The following is a 20,575-nucleotide window of genomic DNA, read 5'->3' as shown; positions in this document are numbered from 1 at the left end:
TCACTGCCTGAAGGGGAAGTTGAAGGCCCGCAGCAGCGCGCGCGCCTCGTCGTCAGTCTTCGCCGTCGTGCAGACGATGACGTCCATGCCCCAGACCTGATCGATCTTGTCATACTCGATCTCCGGGAACACGATGTGCTCCTTGATGCCCATGGCGAAGTTGCCGCGGCCATCGAAGCTCTTGGGATTCAGACCGCGGAAGTCGCGGACGCGGGGAAGCGCGATCGTGACCAGGCGGTCGACGAAGTCGTACATCCGCTGGCGACGCAGCGTCACCTTGGCGCCGACCGACTGGCCCTCGCGCAGCTTGAAGGTCGCGATCGACGTGCGGGCCTTCGTGATCACCGGCTTCTGGCCGGCGATCTTGGCGAGCTCGGCCGCAGCGGTCGCGGCCTTCTTGGAGTCGGCCACAGCCTCGCCGATGCCCATGTTGATGACGATCTTCTCGATCGTGGGCACGGCGTAGGGGTTCTTGTAACCGAACTCTTCAATCAGCTGAGGGCGCACGACCTCATCGTAGTGCTGCTTCATGCGCGGCGTGTAGGTCGCCTCAGGCATCGATCTGCTCCCCCGATCGGGTCGCGACGCGAACCTTGCGGCCGTCGTCCAGTGTCTTGAAGCCAACGCGCGTCGCCTTGCCGTCCTTCGGATCGGCGAGCGACAGGTTGGAGAGATGGATCGCGGCCTCCTTGCGGATGATGCCGCCTTCCTGGCTCTGGGTCTGCTTCTGGTGGCGCGAGATCAGGTTCACGCCGCGAACCACGGCGCGATCGTCCTTCGGACGCACTTCCAGCACTTCGCCAGTCTTGCCCTTATCGCGACCGGTCAGAACGACGACCTTGTCGCCTTTCTTAATCTTGGCGGCCATTACAGCACCTCCGGCGCGAGCGAGATGATCTTCATGTGGTTCTTGGCGCGAAGCTCGCGCGGAACCGGACCGAAGATGCGCGTGCCCACCGGCTCCTTCTGGTTGTTGATCAGCACCGCCGCATTGCGGTCGAAGCGGATCACGGAGCCGTCGACGCGACGGACTTCCTTGGCGGTCCGAACGACGACCGCCTTCATGACGTCGCCCTTCTTCACGCGACCGCGCGGGATCGCCTCCTTGATCGACACCACGATGATGTCGCCCACGCCGGCGTAGCGGCGGCCGGCGCCGCCCAGAACCTTGATGCACATCACTCGCTTGGCGCCGGAATTGTCGGCGACGTCGAGGTTGCTCTGCATCTGAATCATGGCCGTATACCTTTCTTTCTCGCTCGGAGCCGGTTTCCGTCAGAAACGGACCTGGCCCGGCGGGCCTAACTCTTCAGATGAAATTTACTCGGACGCGGACGGCGCGGGAGCGGCGACTGACGGATCGACAGCGACGTCGGCCCGCACCACCCAGCGCTTCAGCTTCGAGATCGGCTTGCTCTCCTCGATCCACACGAGGTCGCCGACCTTGAAGCGGCGGTCCTCGTCGTGGGCGTGGTAGTGCTTGGTCCGCCGCACGGTCTTCTTGAGCAGCGGATGCGTGAACCGACGCTCCACCTTGACCACAACGGTCTTGGCGTTCTTGTCGGAAATGACGGTCCCGAGCAGGACTCGCTTCGGCATGATGTCCTCCTCTTAAGACTGCGACGCGGCTTCGCCGCGCTTGGTGGTCGCGACGGTCCGGATGCGCGCGATGTCGCGACGCAGCTGGCGGACCCGCGACGTGTTCTCGAGCTGACCCGTCGCCTTCTGGAAGCGCAGGTTGAACTGCTCCTTCTTCAGCTTGACGAGTTCGTCGTCGAGCTGATCGGCGGTCATCGCGCGGAAGTCCTGCGCCTTGGCCATGACTTGGTCTCCTTATTCCGCGATGCGCTGAACGAAGCGCGTGCGGATCGGCAGCTTGGCGGCGGCGAGCGCCAGCGCTTCCCGGGCGATATCGACAGGAACGCCGTCGATCTCGAACATGATGCGGCCCGGCTTCACCTTGGCGGCCCAGTATTCCGTCGCGCCCTTACCCTTGCCCATGCGGACCTCAGTCGGCTTCGAGGTCACCGGAACGTCCGGATAAACGCGGATCCAGACGCGACCGGCGCGCTTCATGTGACGCGTCAGCGCGCGGCGGGCGGCTTCGATCTGGCGCGCGGTGATGCGCTCCGGCTCCATGGCCTTAAGGCCGAAGGCGCCGAAATCGAGGTTGAATCCGCCCTTCGCAGCGCCGCTGATGCGACCCTTGAACTGCTTGCGGAACTTAGTCTTCTTCGGTTGCAGCATGACTTAGACTCCTGCGCCCCCGATCACGCGTGATCGCGGCGCGGCGGACGACCGCCATCGCCTTCGTTCAGGCGACGATCCTGAGCCATGGGATCGTGCTCCATGACCTCGCCCTTGAAGATCCACACCTTGACGCCGCAGGTGCCCATCGCGGTCTTCGCGGTCGCGACCCCGTAATCGACGTCGGCGCGCAGCGTGTGAAGCGGCACGCGACCTTCGCGGTACCACTCCGTTCGGGCGATCTCCGCGCCGCCGAGACGGCCGGCGCAGTTGATCCGGATGCCCTCGGCGCCGAGACGCATCGCCGACTGGACCGCGCGCTTCATGGCGCGACGGAACGCGACGCGGCGCTCGAGCTGCTGCGAGATCGACTCCGCCACCAGCGTCGCGTCGACTTCCGGCTTGCGGACTTCGACGATGTTGATGTGCACCTCGGAAGCGGTCATCGAGCCGACCTTCTTGCGAAGCTTCTCGATGTCCGCGCCCTTCTTGCCGATCACGATGCCCGGACGAGCCGAGTAGATCGAGACCCGGCACTTCTTGTGCGGGCGTTCGATAACGATCTTGGAGACGGCGGCCTGCTTGAGGTCCTTCAGAAGGGCGTCGCGGATCGCGATATCCTCCTGCAGGAGCTTCACATACTCGCCGCCGCTCGCGAACCAGCGCGAATCCCAGGTGCGGTTGATGCCGAGCCGAAGCCCGATCGGGTTGACCTTGTGACCCATCGTCTTCTCCTCAGGCCTTCGCCGCTTCCGCCTCGACCTGACGAACGACGATCGTCAAGTGCGAGAACGGCTTCTGGATCTGGCCGACGCGGCCACGAGCGCGCGGGCTGAACCGCTTCATGACGATCGACTTGCCGACGAACGCCTCCGAGACGATCAGATCGTCGACGTCGAGGTCGTGATTGTTCTCGGCGTTGGCGATCGCGCTCTCGAGCGTCTTCTTGACCTGGCCGGCGATCCGCTTGCGCGAGAAGGTGAGATCGGCGAGCGCCGTCTCGACCTTCTTGCCGCGGATCAGCTGCGCGACGAGGTTGAGCTTCTGCGGCGAGATCCGGACCATGCGAAGCACGGCCTTGGCCTCGTTGTCGGGAAGCGCGCGCTTGGCTGCCTGCTTGCCCATGATTACTTCCTCTTCGCCTTCTTGTCCGCCGCGTGCCCGTAGAAGGTGCGCGTCGGGGCGAACTCGCCGAACTTGTGCCCGATCATCTCTTCGTTGATCGCGACGGGGACGTGCTTCTGCCCATTATAGACCCCGAAGGTGAGGCCCACGAACTGCGGCAGGATCGTGGAGCGACGGCTCCAGATCTTGATGACTTCGTTGCGGGTCGAGGACCGTGCGTTATCCGCCTTCTTGAGCAGATAGCCGTCGACGAAGGGACCCTTCCAGACTGAACGCGCCATGGCGGGCTCTCCTTACTTCTTCTTCCGAGCGTGGCGGCTCGAAACGATGAACTTATCCGTCGACTTGTTCGAACGGGTGCGCTTGCCCTTGGTGGGCTTGCCCCACGGGGTGACCGGATGACGGCCGCCCGAGGTGCGGCCTTCGCCGCCGCCGTGCGGATGGTCGACCGGATTCATGGTCACGCCGCGGTTATGCGGCTTGCGACCGAGCCAGCGCGAACGACCCGCCTTACCGAGGCTGATGTTCGAGTGGTCCGGGTTCGACACCGCGCCGACCGTGCCGAAGCACTGCCCGTGGACCATGCGCTGCTCGCCCGAAGACAGGCGGAGCGTCACATAGCCCTGGTCGCGGGCGACGATCTGGGCGTAGGCCCCGGCCGAGCGGGCGATCTGGCCGCCGCGGCCGATCTTGAGTTCGACATTGTGGACGATCGTGCCGACCGGCGCGACGCCGAGCGGCATCGCATTGCCCGGCTTCACGTCGACCTGCGCGCCGGCGATCACGCTGTCGCCGACGCCCAGACGCTGCGGCGCCAGGATGTAGGACAGCTCGCCATCCGCATAACGGATCAACGCGATGAACGCCGAACGGTTCGGATCGTACTCGATCCGCTCCACCGTCGCCGCCACGTCGAGCTTGCGACGCTTGAAGTCGATGATGCGGTACGTCCGCTTGTGACCGCCGCCACGAAACCGGACGGTGATCCGGCCGTAATTGTTGCGGCCGCCCGAGGAGTGAAGGCCCTCGGTGAGCGTCTTGAGCGGCTTGCCCTTGTAGAGGGCTGACCGGTCGACGAGCACGAGCTGACGAAGGCTCGGCGTGATCGGATTGTATGTCTTGAGCGCCATCTGTTCGGCTCTCCCTATCCCGCTGCCCGACTCAGAGGCCGGTGGTCACGTCGATCGAATGGCCTTCGGCCAACGTCACGATCGCGCGCTTGTGGTCGCCCTGATGGCCGAGACGGCCGCGGAAACGCTTGGTCTTGCCCTTGCGGACAAGCGTGTTGACGCTAAGGACCTTCACGTCAAAGAGCTTCTCGATCGCGGTCTTGATCTGCGGCTTGGTGGCCGTGGACGAGACCTTGAAGACGACCTTGTTCAGCTCCGAGGCGATGGTCGCCTTCTCTGTGATGATCGGCGAGCGGATGACGTCGTAGTGGCGAAGATCGCTCATTTGAAGCGCGCCTCCAGCGCATCGATCGCAGCCTTCGTCAGGACGAGGACGTCGCGGCGAAGGATGTCGTAGACGTTGATGCCCTGGACCGGCAGCACGTCCACAGTGTGGACGGCGCGAGCGCCGAGCTTCACGTTCGCGTCGACCTCGGCGCCGTCGATGACGAGGGCATTGGAGAAGCCCAGCTTCTCGATCTCGGCCTTGAACGCCTTGGTCTTGCCCTCAGTCAGCGAGAAGCTGTCGAGAACGACGATCTGGCTGTCCTTGGCCTTGGCCGAGAGCGCGTGCTTCAGACCCAGCGCGCGGAACTTCTTCGGCAGGTCATGCTCGTGCGAGCGCACGACCGGCCCAAAGGCGCGCCCGCCGCCGCGGAACTGCGGAGCGGAGGCTGCGGCGTGACGCGCGCGGCCGGTGCCCTTCTGCTTGTACATCTTCTTGCCGGTGCGGGCGATTTCCGAACGGCCGAGCGTCTTGTGCGAACCCACCTGACGCTTGGCGAGCTGCCAGCGCACGATGCGGTGCAGGATGTCGGTCCGGGGCTCCAGGCCGAAGATGTCGTCCGAGAGGACGATCTTTTCGCCGGCCTTGCCGTCGGACTTGGTGATCGCGATCTCAACCATCACGCGTTCTCCGTCTCGGCGCCAGCTTCGTGAGACTGGGCCTCGTTCGAAACCGGCTCGTTCGCCTGAGCGGCGGCCGCGCCGCGCTCGCGGAACGAACCCGGCATCGGAATGCCATCCGGCAGCTTGGTCTTCACCGCGTCCCGGATAAGGATCCAGCCGCCGGCGGAGCCAGGAACGGCGCCCTCGACGAGGATCAGGCCGCGCTCGACGTCGGTCGAGACCACCTTGAGGTTCTGCGTCGTCACGCGGACATCGCCCATGTGACCGGCCATCTTCTTGTTCTTGAAGACCTTGCCGGGATCCTGACGGCCGCCGGTCGAACCGTGCGAACGATGCGAAACGGAGACGCCGTGAGTGGCGCGAAGGCCGCCGAAGTTGTGGCGCTTCATAGCGCCGGCGAAGCCCTTGCCGATGGAGGTGCCCGTGACGTCGACCCGCTGGCCGGCGACGAAGTGATCCGCGGTCAGCTCGGCGCCGACGGGGATCACGGCGTCATCGGAGACGCGGAATTCGACAAGCTTGCGCTTGGGCTCGACTTCGACCTTGGCGAAGTGGCCGCGCTCGGCTTTCGACACGTTCTTCGGCTTGCGCGAACCCGCGCCGAGCTGAAGCGCGACGTAGCCCTGAGCCTCGACCGTGCAATGACCGACAACCTGACATTGGTCGATCTTGAGCACGGTGACCGGCACATGCTCTCCGGCGTCGGTGAAGACGCGGGTCATGCCCAGCTTCTGTGCAATGAGTCCGGACCGCATTTGCGTCGTCCTTCCCTTCAATTCGATCAGAGCTTGATCTCGACATCCACGCCGGCCGCGAGGTCGAGCTTCATAAGCGCGTCCACGGTCTGCGGGGTCGGATCAACGATGTCGAGGAGACGCTTGTGCGTGCGAATCTCGAACTGCTCGCGGCTCTTCTTGTCGACGTGCGGCGAGCGGTTCACGGTGAACTTCTCGATGCGGGTCGGCAGCGGGATGGGTCCGCGCACGGTCGCGCCGGTCCGCTTCGCAGTCGACACGATTTCGCGCGTCGACGTGTCAAGAATGCGGTGGTCGAACGCCTTCAGGCGGATCCGGATGTTCTGGCCGTTCATGGTCGTCAGTCTCCACGAGACTGGGCGGCGCCGGATGTCCGGCGCGCCCCGCCGCGGTCAAGTCAACAGATCACTCGATGATGGTTGCGACGACGCCTGCGCCGACGGTGCGGCCGCCTTCGCGGATGGCGAAGCGCAGCTTCTCCTCCATCGCGATCGGAACGATCAGCTCGACCGTCATCGCGATGTTGTCGCCAGGCATCACCATCTCGGTGCCCTCAGGCAGATGAACCACGCCCGTCACGTCCGTCGTGCGGAAGTAGAACTGCGGGCGGTAGTTCGTGAAGAACGGCGTGTGACGGCCGCCCTCCTCCTTCGTCAGGATGTAGGCCTCGGCCTTGAACTTCGTGTGCGGCTTCACCGAACCCGGCTTGCACAGAACCTGCCCGCGCTCGACGTCCTCGCGCTTGGTGCCGCGCAGCAGCGCGCCGATGTTGTCGCCGGCCTGCCCCTGGTCCAGCAGCTTGCGGAACATCTCGACGCCGGTCACGGTCGTCTTCACCGTCGCCTTGATGCCGACGATCTCGACTTCCTCGCCGACCTTCACGATCCCGCGCTCGACGCGGCCCGTCACCACCGTGCCGCGACCCGAGATCGAGAACACGTCCTCGACCGGCATCAGGAACGGCTGGTCGATCGGACGCTCCGGCTGCGGGATGTACTCGTCGACCGCCGCCATCAGCTGGAGAATGGCGTCATGGCCAAGCTCGGGGCTCTTGTTCTCGAGCGCCGCCAGAGCCGAGCCCTTGATGATCGGAATGTCGTCGCCCGGGAAGTCGTACTTCGACAGAAGCTCGCGAACCTCGAGCTCGACCAGCTCCAGGAGCTCGGCGTCGTCGACCATGTCGCACTTGTTCAGGAACACCACCAGCGCCGGAACGCCGACCTGACGCGCCAGCAGAATGTGCTCGCGGGTCTGCGGCATCGGGCCGTCGGCGGCCGACACCACCAGGATCGCGCCGTCCATCTGCGCCGCGCCCGTGATCATGTTCTTCACGTAGTCGGCGTGGCCCGGGCAGTCGACATGCGCGTAATGCCGGTTCGCCGTCTCGTACTCGACATGCGCCGTCGAGATCGTGATCCCCCGCGCCTTCTCCTCAGGAGCCTTGTCGATCTGGTCGTAGGCGGTGAACGTCGCCCCGCCCGTCTCAGCCAGAACCTTCGTGATCGCAGCCGTCAAAGACGTCTTGCCATGGTCAACATGGCCAATCGTCCCGATGTTGCAATGCGGCTTCGTCCGCGCGAACTTTTCCTTGCCCATGGCCAGGCTCCGTTCTTTCTCGAGTTCGTTTCTTAAAAATGCTCGTTAGACGTCGGAGTGATCAGGCGTATTTCGCCTGAACCTCCTTCTCGACGTTCGACGGCACCTGCTCGTAGTGATCGAATTCCATCGTGTAGTTCGCCCGGCCCTGGCTGAACGAACGCAGCGTGTTGATGTAGCCGAACATGTTGGCAAGCGGCACCATGGCGTTCACCACGTTCGCGTTGCCGCGCATGTCCTGGCCCTGGATCTGGCCGCGCCGCGAGTTCAGGTCGCCGATGACCGAACCCGTGTAATCCTCAGGCGTCACGACCTCGACCTTCATGATCGGCTCGAGCAGCACCGCGCCGCCCTTCTGAAGGGCCTCGCGGAACGCCGCGCGGGACGCGATCTCGAAGGCGAGAGCCGACGAGTCGACCTCGTGATAGGCGCCGTCGATCAGCTCGACCTTGACGTCCACAACCGGGAAGCCGGCCACCACGCCCGCGCCGAGGACCGAGTTGAGGCCCTTCTCGACGCCGGGGATGTACTCCTTCGGCACCGCGCCGCCGACGATCTTCGACTCGAAGGCGAAGCCCGCGCCGACTTCGTTCGGCTCGATGTGGAACTTGACGCGGGCGAACTGGCCCGTGCCGCCGGTCTGCTTCTTGTGGGTGTAGTCGACGTCGACCGGCTTCGTCAGGGTCTCACGATAAGCGACCTGCGGCGCGCCGATGTTGGCGTCGACCTTGTAGGTGCGGCGCAGGATATCGACCTTGATGTCGAGGTGCAGTTCGCCCATCCCCTTGAGGATGGTCTGGCCGGACTCCTGGTCGGTCGACACGCGGAAGGACGGATCCTCAGCCGCGAGCTTCGACAGAGCGACGCCCAGCTTCTCCTGGTCGGCCTTGGTCTTCGGCTCGATCGCGATGGTGATCACCGGCTCCGGGAACACCATCTGCTCGAGGATGACCGCCTTCAGCGGATCGCACAGCGTGTCGCCGGTGCGGACGTCCTTGAGGCCGGCGAGAGCGACGATGTCGCCCGCATAGGCTTCCTTGATATCTTCGCGGTTGTTCGCATGCATCAGGAGCATGCGGCCGACGCGCTCCTTCTTATCGCGGGTCGAGTTCAGCAGGGTCGAGCCCGCCTCGAGCTTGCCCGAATAGACGCGGCAGAAGGTGATGGTGCCGACGAACGGGTCGTCCATGATCTTGAACGCGAGGACGGAGAGGCCTTCGTCATCGGCCGGACGGCGGACGATCGGCTCTTCCGTCTTGAAGTCGACGCCATCGACCGCGCCGCGATCGAGCGGGCTCGGAAGATAATCGCAGACCGCGTCGAGCAGCGGCTGGACGCCCTTGTTCTTGAAGGCCGAGCCGCAGAGGATCGGCGTGAAGGCGCGCGTCAGCACGGCCTTGCGGAGCAGCCTCTTGAGCGTCGCCTCGTCCGGCTCCTCGCCTTCGAGGAACTTCTCGAGCGCCGCGTCGTCGAGCTCGACGGCGCGCTCGATCATCAGGTTGCGATACTCGAGCGCCTGGTCGGCGAGATCGGCCGGGATTTCTTCGTCGTGATAGTTCGCGCCGAGGTTTTCATTTTCCCAGACGACCGCCTTCATGCGGACCAGGTCGATGATACCGGCGAAGTTGTTCTCGGAGCCGATCGGCAGCTGGATGCAGACCGGCTTGCCGGCCACGCGGGTGTCGATCTCCCTCACGCAGCGGAAGAAGTCGGCGCCGATCTTGTCCATCTTGTTGACGAACACGATGCGCGGCACTTCGTACTTGTCGGCCTGGCGCCAGACGGTCTCGGTCTGCGGCTCGACGCCCTGGTTGCCGTCGAGAACACATACCGCGCCGTCGAGGACGCGCAGCGAACGCTCGACTTCGATGGTGAAGTCGACGTGACCGGGCGTGTCGATGATGTTGAGACGCTTGTCTTTCCAGAACGTAGTCGTCGCGGCGGACGTGATCGTGATGCCGCGCTCCTGCTCCTGCTCCATCCAGTCCATCGTCGCGGCGCCGTCGTGGACTTCGCCGATCTTGTGGGACTTTCCGGAATAGAACAGGACGCGCTCGGTCGTCGTCGTCTTGCCGGCATCAATGTGAGCCATGATGCCGAAGTTACGATAGTCTTCGATCGCGTGGGAGCGGGCCATCTTGTCGGTCCTTCCGTCTCTGCTCGATTACCAGCGGTAGTGCGAGAAGGCGCGGTTCGCTTCCGCCATGCGGTGCGTGTCTTCGCGCTTCTTCACGGCGGAGCCGCGGTTGTTCGAGGCGTCGATCAGCTCAGCGGAGAGCCGGTCGACCATGGTCTTCTCGTTGCGGGCGCGGGCGGACGCCAGCAGCCAGCGAAGGGCGAGCGCCTGGCGACGCTCGGGGCGCACCTCGACAGGGACCTGGTAGGTCGCGCCGCCGACGCGGCGGGAGCGAACTTCCAGCGCCGGGGCGATGTTGTCGAGCGCCTGGTGGAACACGGCGACCGGGCTCTGCTTGAGCTTCGTCTCGACGGTGTCGAAGGCGCCGTAGACGATCGACTCAGCGGCCGACTTCTTGCCGTGGCGCATCACGGTGTTCATGAACTTGGTGACCACGATGTCCCCGAACTTCGGATCGGGATGAACTTCGCGGCGCTCGGCGGAATGACGACGGGACATATCTCAGAACCTCACTTCGGCCGCTTGGCGCCGTACTTCGACCGGCGCTGCTTGCGGTTCTTGACGCCCTGCGTGTCAAGCACGCCGCGGAGGATGTGATAGCGCACGCCCGGAAGGTCCTTCACGCGGCCGCCGCGGATCATGACCACCGAGTGCTCCTGAAGGTTATGACCTTCGCCCGGAATGTAGCCGATGACTTCGAAGCCGTTGGTGAGGCGAACCTTGGCGACCTTACGGAGCGCGGAGTTCGGCTTCTTCGGCGTCGTCGTGTAGACGCGCGTGCAAACGCCGCGCTTCTGGGGGCACGCTTGGAGCGCCGGAACCGTGTTGCGCGCCGTAGGCGCCTGCCGCGGCTTGCGGATCAACTGGCTAATGGTGGGCATTGATGGCCTAACCGCTTTCGTTTGATCGACGTTCGGAACACCGGGTGATCCCGATGCGCAAAACGAAACTGACGCCTGCCTCCGGTCTCCCGGTGACGAGCGCCGCTCCCTGCAGAGGATCGCCAGCGACGAGCGCTGGAGATCGTGTACCGCAACTGACCTTAGATGGTCGCAACAGCGTTTGATCCCGAAGGGTCGGAGCGTTGGACCGCGTCCGAGCAGCGTGGGATCACTGCCTGTCGAAGAGTAGGCGCTGTCTATCTCGCGACTCGGGGATAGTCAACACCGTCTCGGCTTTTCTGCGCCGTGACTGCCCGTCATGCGAATTTGATGGGCCCATGACGGGATCGGAGCGCACTCGTTCGCCCCCTCTACAAGGGAGCTTGAGACCAAACAAGGAAGGAGCGCGGATGTCCCTATTTCGACGGCTTCATCGTGGCGGCGCCCGGGCCGCCTTCAGCCTACAAGACGCTCGCCAAGCGCGCCACCGCCATCCGGATGGCGCTCCGCGGCTTCAGGCTATATCTGAAGCTCGGCGGTAAATCCCGCAGCTGCATAGAAGCGCTGAAACGAAGAAGGCCGCCGGATCTCTCCGGCGGCCTTCTTATTGAAGCGGATGGCGGGGCGCCAAAACCGCCCTGCCCTCACTCCGCCGCATCGGACGCCGGCAGCAGATCCTGCTGGCGCGGGGCGGCGCCGGATTCCCGGGCGCGCTGCGCCAGGATCAGGTCGTCGCGGTGCATCGCGATCTCGCGGACCTTGTTCATCACCGAGCCGGTGCCGGCCGGGATGAGACGTCCGACGATCACGTTCTCCTTCAGGCCCTCGAGATCGTCCGCCTTGCCGTTGACGGCGGCCTCGGTGAGGACGCGCGTCGTCTCCTGGAAGGAGGCGGCGGAGATGAACGAGCGGGTCTGCAGGCTCGCCTTGGTGATGCCGAGCAGCACCGGATGGCCGACGGCGGGCTTCTTGCCCTCCTCCAGCGCCTTGGCGTTGATCGCGTCGAAGTCCATGCGGTCGACCTGCTCATTGGTGATGAGCTCGGTCTCGCCGGCGTCGGACACCTCGACCTTCTGCAGCATCTGGCGAACGATCACCTCGATGTGCTTGTCGTTGATCTGCACGCCCTGCAGTCGGTAGACCTCCTGGATCTCGTTGACGAGGTAAGCCGCAAGCTCCTCCACGCCCTTGATCGCCAGGATGTCGTGCGGCGCCGGGTTGCCGTCGACGATGTAGTCGCCCTGCTCCACGACGTCGCCGTCCTGCAGCTGGATGTGCTTGCCCTTCGGGATCAGGTACTCGACCGGATCGCCGCCATCGCTCGGCACAAGCGTCACGCGACGCTTGTTCTTGTAGTCCTTGCCGAACTGCACGGTGCCTGCGATCTCGGCGATGATCGCCGCATCCTTCGGACGACGCGCCTCGAACAGCTCCGCCACGCGCGGCAGACCGCCCGTGATGTCGCGCGTCTTGGCGCTCTCCGTTGGAACGCGGGCGAGCAGATCGCCTGCCTTGACCGAGTCGCCCGGCGAGACCGAGAGGATCGCGTCGGGAGCGAGCTGATAGCGCGCCTCGCCGCCCTTCGCGGGCTTCAGGATCTTGCCGTCATTGTCCTGAATGATGATCGAGGGTTTCAGGTCCGTGGTGCGGGCGGATGTCCGCCAGTCGACGACGACGCGCTTGGTGATGCCCGTCGCTTCGTCCGACGTCTCCTTGACGGAGGCGCCGTCGACCAGATCCTCGAACGCCGTCTTGCCGTCGACCTCGGTGAGGATCGGACGGGTGTACGGATCCCACTCGGCGATCCGCTGGCCGCGCTTGATCTTGTCGCCTTCGTCGACGCGGAGCTTGGCGCCGTAGAGCAGGCGATGCGACGCCCGCTCGGTCACGCCGTTGGCGTCGACGATCACCACCGCCACGTTGCGGCCCATCACGATCAGGTCGCCATCCGAGTTCCGCGCCGTGTTGCGGTTGCGGATCTTGACGGTGCCCTCGAACGAGCTCTCGACGAAGGACGAGTCCGCGAGCTGCGCCGTGCCGCCGATGTGGAACGTGCGCATGGTGAGCTGCGTGCCCGGCTCGCCGATCGACTGCGCCGCGATCACGCCGACGGCCTCGCCCATGTTGACGGGCGTGCCGCGGGCGAGATCGCGTCCGTAGCAGGCCTTACAGACGCCGACCTTGGTCTCGCAGGTCAGCACCGAACGGATGCGGACCTCCTGGACGCCGGCGGCGTGCATGACGTCGACGTCCTTCTCGACGATCAGCGTGTTCTTCGGGACGATGACCTCGCCGGTCGCCGGGTTCTCGACGTCCTCGGCCGTGGTGCGGCCGAGCGTACGCATGCCGATCGTCGCGACGATCTGGCCGGCGTCCACAACCGGACGGACGCGGATACCGGCGTCGGTGCCGCAATCGTCCTCAGTGATGATGCAGTCCTGCGCCACGTCGACGAGACGACGCGTGAGATAGCCGGAGTTCGCGGTCTTCAACGCGGTGTCCGCGAGGCCCTTACGGGCGCCGTGGGTCGAGTTGAAGTACTCGAGAACCGAGAGGCCTTCCTTGAAGTTCGAGATGATCGGGCTCTCGATGATTTCGCCCGAGGGCTTCGCCATCAGGCCGCGCATTCCGGCGAGCTGCTTCATCTGCGCCGGCGAGCCGCGGGCGCCCGAGTGGCTCATCATGTAGATCGAGTTGATCTGCTTGGCCCGGCCGGTCTCCTTGTCGACCTGAACGGCCGAGATCCGCGCCATCATCTCGTCGGCGATCTTGTCGGTGCACTTCGCCCAGGCGTCGACGACCTTGTTGTACTTCTCGCCCTGGGTGATCAGGCCGTCCTGGTACTGCTGCTCGTATTCCTTGGCCAGAACGCGGGTATCGTCGACGATCTTCGTCTTCGTCTCCGGCACGACCATGTCGTCCTTGCCGAACGAGATGCCGGCCTTGAACGCGTTGTGGAAGCCGAGCGACATGATCCGGTCGCAGAAGATGACCGTGTCCTTCTGACCGCAGTTACGATAGACGGTGTCGATCATGTTCGAGATTTCCTTCTTCGTCATCAGCTTGTTGACGACGTCGAAGGTGAGCTTGGAGGTCTTCGGCAGAAGCTGGCCGAGCATCATGCGGCCAGGCGTGGTCTCGTAGACCTTCGAGGTCTGGTTGCCCTCGGCGTCGACCGAGAGGAAGCGACCCTTGATCTTCGAGTGCAGCGTGACTGTCTTGGCGAACAGCGCATGCTCGAGCTCGCCCATGTTCGCGAACGCGGTGCCCTCGCCAGGCTCGTTGTCGCGCATGATGGTGAGGTAGTAGAGGCCGAGCACGATGTCCTGCGACGGCACGATGATCGGCTGACCGTTCGCGGGGTGCAGGATGTTGTTCGTCGACATCATGAGCACGCGCGCCTCCAGCTGGGCCTCGAGGCTCAGCGGAACGTGCACGGCCATCTGGTCGCCGTCGAAGTCGGCGTTGAACGCGGCGCAGACCAGCGGGTGAAGCTGGATCGCCTTACCCTCGATCAGCACCGGCTCGAACGCCTGGATGCCGAGGCGGTGAAGCGTCGGCGCGCGGTTCAGCATCACGGGATGTTCGCGGATCACCTCGTCCAGGATGTCCCAGACCTCAGGCTTCTCCTTCTCGACGAGCTTCTTCGCCTGCTTGACGGTGGCGGACAGGCCCTTGGCGTCAAGACGCGAATAGATGAACGGCTTGAACAGCTCGAGCGCCATCTTCTTCGGCAGGCCGCACTGGTGCAGCTTGAGCTCCGGGCCGACCACGATGACCGAGCGGCCGGAATAGTCGACGCGCTTGCCGAGCAGGTTCTGGCGGAACCGGCCCTGCTTGCCCTTCAGCATGTCGGACAGCGACTTCAGCGGGCGCTTGTTGACGCCCGTGATGACGCGGCCGCGGCGGCCGTTGTCGAACAGCGCGTCGACCGCCTCCTGAAGCATGCGCTTCTCGTTGCGGATGATGATGTCCGGCGCGCGCAGCTCGATCAGCCGCTTTAGGCGGTTGTTGCGGTTGATGACGCGGCGATAGAGGTCGTTGAGGTCCGACGTCGCGAACCGGCCGCCGTCAAGCGGCACCAGCGGTCGCAGATCCGGCGGGATCACCGGAACGACGGTCATGATCATCCAGTCCGGTTTGTTGCCGGACTCCATGAAGGCCTCGACGATCTTCAGGCGCTTGGCGAGCTTCTTCGGCTTGAGCTCGGTGGTCGATTCCGCGATCTCGACGCGGATGTCGGCGGCCATCTTCTCGAGATCGAGACCGCGCAGCAGCGACTGGATAGCCTCCGCGCCGATCTGCGCCGTGAAGGCGTCCTCGCCATACTCGTCTTGCGCGTGGAGGAAGTCCTCCTCGCTCAGCAGCTGGCGATCCTTGAGCGGAGTCAGGCCGGTCTCGAGGACGACGTACTTCTCGAAGTACAGGATCGCCTCGAGGTCCTTCAGCGTCATGTCGAGCAGAAGGCCGATGCGCGACGGCAGCGACTTCAGGAACCAGATGTGGGCGACCGGCGCGGCGAGCTCGATGTGGCCCATGCGCTCGCGGCGCACGCGCGAGAGGGTGACCTCGACACCGCACTTCTCGCAGATGACGCCCTTGTACTTCATGCGCTTGTACTTGCCGCACAGGCACTCGTAGTCCTTGATCGGACCAAAGATGCGCGCGCAGAACAGGCCGTCACGCTCAGGCTTGAACGTGCGGTAGTTGATCGTCTCCGGCTTCTTGATCTCGCCGAACGACCAGGAAAGGATCTTCTCCGGGCTCGCGATCGAGATGCGGATCTGATCGAACGTCTGGGCAGGAACCTGCGTGTTGAAGAGATTCATCACTTCTTGGTTCATCGCCGTCTCCTTCCGCGAGAGCCGAACCGGGGCGCCGCCACGCCGGTCCGCTTCGCTTGAAAATCCCAAATCCTGACGGCGGGCGGGCCTGAACCCGTCCGCCGGATGGCCCCGCTAGCGAAGCGGGGCCGTCGCCGTCACTCGGCCGCTTCGGCCGGCGGAAGCTCGCCAGGCCGCTTCTTCGAGGTATGCAGGTCGACGTTGAGGCCGAGCGAACGCATTTCCTTCACGAGCACGTTGAAGCTCTCGGGGATGCCGGCCTCGAACGCGTCGTCGCCGCGCACGATCGACTCGTAGACCTTGGTGCGGCCTGCGACGTCGTCCGACTTCACCGTCAGCATCTCCTGCAGCGTGTACGCCGCGCCGTAAGCCTCGAGCGCCCAGACCTCCATCTCTCCGAAGCGCTGGCCGCCGAACTGCGCCTTGCCGCCCAGCGGCTGCTGGGTGACGAGCGAGTACGGTCCAATGGAGCGCGCGTGGATCTTGTCGTCCACGAGATGGTGAAGCTTGAGCATATATATGTAGCCCACCGTCACCTGTCGATCGAACGCGTCGCCGGTCCGGCCGTCGTGGAGGGTGACCTGACCCGAGGTCGGGACGCCGGCCTGCTCGAGCATGCGCTCGATGTCGGCCTCCTTGGCGCCGTCGAAGACCGGCGTCGCGATGGTGATGCCGCGACGCAGCGTCTCGGACATCTCGACGAGCTCCTTGTCGTTCATCCCCTTCACTTCCTCGTTGTCGCCATAGACGATATCGAGGCGGGACTTCAGATCCTTGAGGCCGGCGCCCTCACGGTAGGCGTCGATCGCCCGGCCGATCTGCGCGCCGAGGCCGGCGCAGGCCCAGCCGAGATGGGTCTCGAGGATCTGTCCGACATTCATGCGGCTCGGCACGCCGAGCGGGTTCAGCACGATGTCGACATGCGTGCCGTCCTCGAGGAACGGCATGTCCTCGACGGGAACGATGCGCGAGACCACGCCCTTGTTGCCGTGCCGGCCGGCCATCTTGTCGCCCGGCTGGATCTTGCGCTTCACCGCGATGAAGACCTTGACCATCTTCATCACGCCGGGGGGCAGCTCGTCGCCGCGCTGCAGCTTCTCGACCTTGTCGAGGAACCGCTGCTCGAGACGCTTCTTCTGCTCATCGTACTGGGCGCGCATGCCCTCGAGGTCCGACATGACCTTGTCGTCGGACACCGCGATCTGCCACCACTGGGAGCGCGGAGCCTCGCCGAGACCTTCGCGCGTCAGCGACTCGTCCTTCTTGATCGTCTTCGGACCGGAGATCGCGGTCTTGCCGACCAGCATCTCGCCGAGGCGAGCGTAGGTGTTCCGGTCGAGGATCGCGAGCTCGTCGTCGCGGTCCTTCGCGAGACGCTCAATCTCTTCGCGCTCGATCGCCTGAGCGCGCTCGTCCTTGTCGACGCCGTGCCGGTTGAATACCCGGACCTCGACGATCGTGCCCGTCACGCCGGGCGGAACGCGGAGCGAAGTGTCGCGTACGTCGGACGCCTTCTCGCCGAAGATCGCGCGGAGGAGCTTCTCCTCCGGGGTCATCGGGCTCTCGCCCTTCGGCGTGATCTTGCCGACGAGGATGTCGCCCGCCTGCACTTCCGCGCCGATATAGGTGATGCCGGCTTCGTCGAGGTTCTTCAGCGCCTCTTCCGAAACGTTTGGAATGTCGCGCGTGATCTCCTCCGGCCCGAGCTTGGTGTCGCGGGCCATCACCTCGAACTCCTCGATGTGGATCGAGGTGAAGACGTCGTCGGAGACGATCTTCTCACTGAGGAGGATGGAGTCCTCGAAGTTGTAGCCGTTCCACGGCATGAACGCGACGAGCACGTTGCGGCCAAGCGCGAGCTCGCCGAGCTCGGTCGACGGACCGTCCGCGATGATCTCGCCCCGCTTCACGATGTCTCCGACGCGGACCAGCGGCTTCTGCGTGATGCAGGTCGACTGGTTGGAGCGCTGGAACTTCATGAGCCGGTAGATGTCGACGCCGGGCTTGGAGGCGTCGGCCTCATCGGTCGCGCGGATGACGATGCGGGTCGCGTCGACCTGGTCGACGACGCCTGCGCGACGCGACGCGATCGCCGCACCGGAGTCGCGGGCGACAACCGCCTCCATGCCCGTGCCGACGAAGGGCGCGTCGGCGCGAACCAGCGGCACCGCCTGGCGCTGCATGTTCGAGCCCATCAGCGCGCGGTTCGCGTCGTCGTTCTCGAGGAACGGGATGAGCGCGGCCGCGACCGACACGAGCTGCTTCGGCGACACGTCCATGTAGTCAACGCGCTCGATCGGCGCGAACACGACCTCGCCCATGTGACGGCAGACGATGAGGTCTTCCGTGAACTTGCCTTCGTCGGTGATGACCGCGTTCGCCTGCGCGACGTGGTGCTTCGACTCTTCGACGGCCGAGAGGTAGTGCACCTCATCGGTCACGCCGCCGTCGCGCACCTTGCGGTACGGGGCCTCAATGAAGCCGTACTTGTTCACACGAGCGAAGGTCGCGAGCGAGTTGATCAGGCCGATGTTCGGGCCTTCCGGCGTCTCGATCGGGCAGATGCGGCCGTAATGCGTCGGGTGCACGTCGCGCACCTCGAAGCCGGCGCGCTCACGCGTCAGGCCGCCCGGCCCGAGCGCCGAAAGGCGACGCTTGTGCGTGATTTCCGACAGCGGGTTCGTCTGGTCCATGAACTGCGAGAGCTGAGACGAGCCGAAGAATTCGCGAACGGCCGCGGCCGCAGGCTTCGCGTTGATCAGGTCCTGCGGCATGACGGTGTCGATCTCGACCGACGACATGCGCTCCTTGATCGCGCGCTCCATTCGGAGCAGGCCGACGCGGTACTGGTTCTCCATGAGCTCGCCGACCGAACGCACCCGGCGGTTGCCGAGATGGTCGATGTCGTCGATCTCGCCCTTGCCGTCGCGCAGGTCCACGAGCGTCTTCACGACCGCCAGGATGTCGTCCTTGCGGAGCGTCCGGACAGTGTCCTCGGCGTCGAGGTCGAGGCGCATGTTCATCTTCACGCGGCCGACCGCGGAAAGATCGTAGCGCTCGCTGTCGAAGAACAGCGACTTGAACATCGCCTCAGCGGTGTCGAGGGTGGGCGGCTCGCCCGGACGCATGACGCGGTAGATGTCGAACAGCGCCTCTTCGCGCGTGTTGTTCTTGTCCACCGCAAGCGTGTTGCGGATGTAGCCGCCGGTGTTGATGTGATCGATGTCGAGCAGGTCGAGCTCGTCGACGCCGACCTCCTGGAGCGTCTCCAGCAGCTTCGCAGTGATCTCCTCGCCGGCCTCGGCCCAGACTTCGCCGGTTTCGACGTTGACCAGATCCTCGCCGACGTACTGGCCGACCATCTCCTCGTTCGAGACGCGCAGGAACTTCGTGCCCTTCTCGCCGATCAGGCGGGCCTGACGCGGGGTGAGCTTCTTGCCGGCTTCGAGCACGACTTCGCCGCTCTCGGCGTCGATCAGGTCGACGGTCGCGTTAAAGCCCTTCATGCGCTCGCCGTCGAACGGGCGGCGCCAGCCGTCGCCGTCACGCTGGTGCGCGACCTTGTTGTAGAAGGTGTCGAGGATCTCCTCGCCGTCCATGCCGAGCGCGAACAGCAGCGACGTCACCGGGATCTTCCGGCGACGGTCGATGCGGGCGTGCACGATGTCCTTGGCGTCGAACTCGATGTCGAGCCAGGAGCCGCGATATGGGATGATGCGAGCGGCGAACAGCAGCTTGCCCGACGAGTGCGTCTTGCCCTTGTCATGGTCGAAGAACACGCCGGGCGAACGGTGCATCTGGGAGACGATGACGCGTTCGGTGCCGTTCACGATGAACGTGCCGTTTTCGGTCATGAGCGGCATGTCGCCCATGTAGACGTCCTGCTCTTTGATGTCCTTGACAGAGCGGGCGCCGGTCTCCTCGTCCACGTCGAACACGATCAGGCGCAGCGTCACCTTGAGCGGGGCCGCAAAGGTCATGCCGCGCTGGCGGCATTCGTCGACGTCGTATTTGGGCTGCTCGAACTCGTAGGAGACGAACTCCAGCATCGAGGTGTTCGAGAAGTCGGAGATCGGGAACACCGACTTGAAGACGGTCTGCAGCCCTTCGTCGGGGCGCGCCTCCGAGCCGTAAAGAAGGAACTGGTCGTAAGACGCCTTCTGGATCTCGATGAGGTTCGGCATCTTCGCGACTTCGCGGATTTTGCCGAAGAACTTGCGGACACGCTTGCGGCCGGGGAGCGTCGTCTGAGCCTGAGCCATCGTTTTCCTCATCGTTCGCCGAGGCGCGTCTGACCCAAAAACCGGCTGTCGGCCCTTGGATCAGACGCGGCGGGCTCCATCTCGTCGCCGAGCCCGCTGGTAGGTATCGCCGCCCCAGAGACCGACCCGGTCCGAGAGGCGCTTAAAGCCGCGTGAGAATCGACGTCCCGAAAGACGCCGTTCCCCGCGGCTTTTAATGCGGCCCGCGAGAACCGGCTAACCGGCGCCCGCGGGTATTTTGTGGCGGGCGATCGCTCGCCCGCCGCTTAGCTCACTTGAGCTCGACCTTGGCGCCGGCCTTCTCGAGCTGGGCCTTGAGCTTCTCGGCCTCGTCCTTCGAAACGCCTTCCTTGACGGCCTTGGGAGCCGCTTCGACCAGGTCCTTGGCTTCCTTGAGGCCGAGGCCGGTGATCGCGCGGACCTCCTTGATGACCTCGATCTTCTTGTCGCCGGCGGCGGCGAGCATGACGGTGAACTCCGTCTGCTCTTCGACCGGGGCCGCAGCGGCGCCGCCGCCGGCCGGACCAGCGACCGCAACCGCCGCAGCGGCCGAGACGCCCCACTTCTCTTCGAGGAGCTTTGCGAGCTCAGCAGCCTCGAGCACCGTCAGGTTGGACAGTTCGTCGACGATCTTCGTCAGATCAGCCATT

The 20,575-nt window shown here is 64.8% G+C and carries 21 protein-coding genes; all 21 read right to left on the bottom strand.

Annotated features, from left to right (window positions below; all coding sequences use genetic code 11):
• Entirely contained in the window at positions 1 to 558 is a 558-nt protein-coding gene (rplE, locus tag EYR15_RS04285) for a 50S ribosomal protein L5 (protein ID WP_131001678.1), read from the bottom strand.
• Positions 551 to 868, bottom strand: a complete 318-nt coding sequence (gene rplX / locus EYR15_RS04280; protein WP_131001677.1) for a 50S ribosomal protein L24 — start codon at positions 866 to 868, stop codon at positions 551 to 553. Before rplX ends, rplE begins: the two co-directional genes overlap by 8 nt.
• Entirely contained in the window at positions 868 to 1,236 is a 369-nt protein-coding gene (gene rplN / locus EYR15_RS04275; RefSeq protein WP_131001676.1) for a 50S ribosomal protein L14, read from the bottom strand. Before rplN ends, rplX begins: the two co-directional genes overlap by 1 nt.
• Positions 1,237 to 1,320: 84 nt before the next feature.
• Complete coding sequence (rpsQ, locus tag EYR15_RS04270; protein ID WP_131001675.1) at positions 1,321 to 1,599, bottom strand: 30S ribosomal protein S17; 279 nt, start codon at positions 1,597 to 1,599, stop codon at positions 1,321 to 1,323.
• A gap of 12 nt (positions 1,600 to 1,611) precedes the next feature.
• Positions 1,612 to 1,821, bottom strand: coding sequence for a 50S ribosomal protein L29 (gene rpmC, locus EYR15_RS04265; protein WP_131001674.1), 210 nt, complete (start codon positions 1,819 to 1,821; stop codon positions 1,612 to 1,614).
• 12 nt (positions 1,822 to 1,833) lie between these two features.
• Positions 1,834 to 2,247, bottom strand: coding sequence for a 50S ribosomal protein L16 (gene rplP / locus EYR15_RS04260; RefSeq protein ID WP_131001673.1), 414 nt, complete (start codon positions 2,245 to 2,247; stop codon positions 1,834 to 1,836).
• A 23-nt stretch (positions 2,248 to 2,270) separates the two neighbouring features.
• A complete protein-coding gene (rpsC, locus tag EYR15_RS04255; protein WP_131001672.1) occupies positions 2,271 to 2,972 on the bottom strand; it encodes a 30S ribosomal protein S3 in 702 nt (233 codons plus the stop codon).
• A 10-nt stretch (positions 2,973 to 2,982) separates the two neighbouring features.
• Positions 2,983 to 3,372, bottom strand: a complete 390-nt coding sequence (gene rplV / locus EYR15_RS04250) for a 50S ribosomal protein L22 (RefSeq protein WP_131001671.1) — start codon at positions 3,370 to 3,372, stop codon at positions 2,983 to 2,985.
• Between the two features lie 2 nt (positions 3,373 to 3,374).
• Positions 3,375 to 3,653, bottom strand: coding sequence for a 30S ribosomal protein S19 (rpsS, locus tag EYR15_RS04245; protein WP_131001670.1), 279 nt, complete (start codon positions 3,651 to 3,653; stop codon positions 3,375 to 3,377).
• A gap of 12 nt (positions 3,654 to 3,665) precedes the next feature.
• Positions 3,666 to 4,502, bottom strand: a complete 837-nt coding sequence (rplB, locus tag EYR15_RS04240) for a 50S ribosomal protein L2 (protein ID WP_131001669.1) — start codon at positions 4,500 to 4,502, stop codon at positions 3,666 to 3,668.
• A gap of 31 nt (positions 4,503 to 4,533) precedes the next feature.
• Complete coding sequence (locus EYR15_RS04235; RefSeq protein WP_131001668.1) at positions 4,534 to 4,827, bottom strand: 50S ribosomal protein L23; 294 nt, start codon at positions 4,825 to 4,827, stop codon at positions 4,534 to 4,536.
• Positions 4,824 to 5,447: a 50S ribosomal protein L4 gene (rplD, locus tag EYR15_RS04230; protein WP_131001667.1), complete on the bottom strand. Its 624-nt coding sequence runs from the start codon at positions 5,445 to 5,447 to the stop codon at positions 4,824 to 4,826. Before rplD ends, EYR15_RS04235 begins: the two co-directional genes overlap by 4 nt.
• On the bottom strand, positions 5,447 to 6,205 hold the full coding sequence (gene rplC / locus EYR15_RS04225) for a 50S ribosomal protein L3 (RefSeq protein ID WP_131001666.1): 759 nt from the start codon (positions 6,203 to 6,205) through the stop codon (positions 5,447 to 5,449). The genes rplD and rplC overlap by 1 nt, the downstream gene beginning before the upstream one ends.
• A 26-nt stretch (positions 6,206 to 6,231) precedes the next feature.
• Positions 6,232 to 6,540 carry a 30S ribosomal protein S10 gene (rpsJ, locus tag EYR15_RS04220; protein WP_131001665.1) on the bottom strand — a complete coding sequence of 103 codons (309 nt, stop codon included), beginning with the start codon at positions 6,538 to 6,540 and terminating at the stop codon, positions 6,232 to 6,234.
• 70 nt (positions 6,541 to 6,610) lie between these two features.
• Positions 6,611 to 7,801 carry an elongation factor Tu gene (gene tuf, locus EYR15_RS04215; protein WP_131001664.1) on the bottom strand — a complete coding sequence of 397 codons (1,191 nt, stop codon included), beginning with the start codon at positions 7,799 to 7,801 and terminating at the stop codon, positions 6,611 to 6,613.
• 61 nt (positions 7,802 to 7,862) lie between these two features.
• Positions 7,863 to 9,938 carry an elongation factor G gene (gene fusA, locus EYR15_RS04210; RefSeq protein WP_131001663.1) on the bottom strand — a complete coding sequence of 692 codons (2,076 nt, stop codon included), beginning with the start codon at positions 9,936 to 9,938 and terminating at the stop codon, positions 7,863 to 7,865.
• Between the two features lie 27 nt (positions 9,939 to 9,965).
• Positions 9,966 to 10,436, bottom strand: coding sequence for a 30S ribosomal protein S7 (gene rpsG / locus EYR15_RS04205; protein ID WP_131001662.1), 471 nt, complete (start codon positions 10,434 to 10,436; stop codon positions 9,966 to 9,968).
• Positions 10,437 to 10,447: 11 nt separating this feature from the next.
• Positions 10,448 to 10,819 carry a 30S ribosomal protein S12 gene (rpsL, locus tag EYR15_RS04200; protein ID WP_020178159.1) on the bottom strand — a complete coding sequence of 124 codons (372 nt, stop codon included), beginning with the start codon at positions 10,817 to 10,819 and terminating at the stop codon, positions 10,448 to 10,450.
• A 644-nt stretch (positions 10,820 to 11,463) separates the two neighbouring features.
• Positions 11,464 to 15,663, bottom strand: coding sequence for a DNA-directed RNA polymerase subunit beta' (rpoC, locus tag EYR15_RS04195; protein ID WP_131001661.1), 4,200 nt, complete (start codon positions 15,661 to 15,663; stop codon positions 11,464 to 11,466).
• A gap of 137 nt (positions 15,664 to 15,800) precedes the next feature.
• Positions 15,801 to 19,925: a DNA-directed RNA polymerase subunit beta gene (gene rpoB / locus EYR15_RS04190; RefSeq protein ID WP_131001660.1), complete on the bottom strand. Its 4,125-nt coding sequence runs from the start codon at positions 19,923 to 19,925 to the stop codon at positions 15,801 to 15,803.
• A gap of 271 nt (positions 19,926 to 20,196) precedes the next feature.
• Positions 20,197 to 20,574, bottom strand: a complete 378-nt coding sequence (gene rplL, locus EYR15_RS04185) for a 50S ribosomal protein L7/L12 (protein ID WP_131001659.1) — start codon at positions 20,572 to 20,574, stop codon at positions 20,197 to 20,199.
• Position 20,575 lies beyond the last annotated feature (1 nt).

Source organism: Hansschlegelia quercus, from assembly GCF_004310425.1.
Lineage (GTDB): Bacteria > Pseudomonadota > Alphaproteobacteria > Rhizobiales > Methylopilaceae > Methylopila > Methylopila quercus.
Note: the sequence above shows the minus strand (reverse complement) of the source record. Positions and strands in the feature narration are given on the sequence as shown.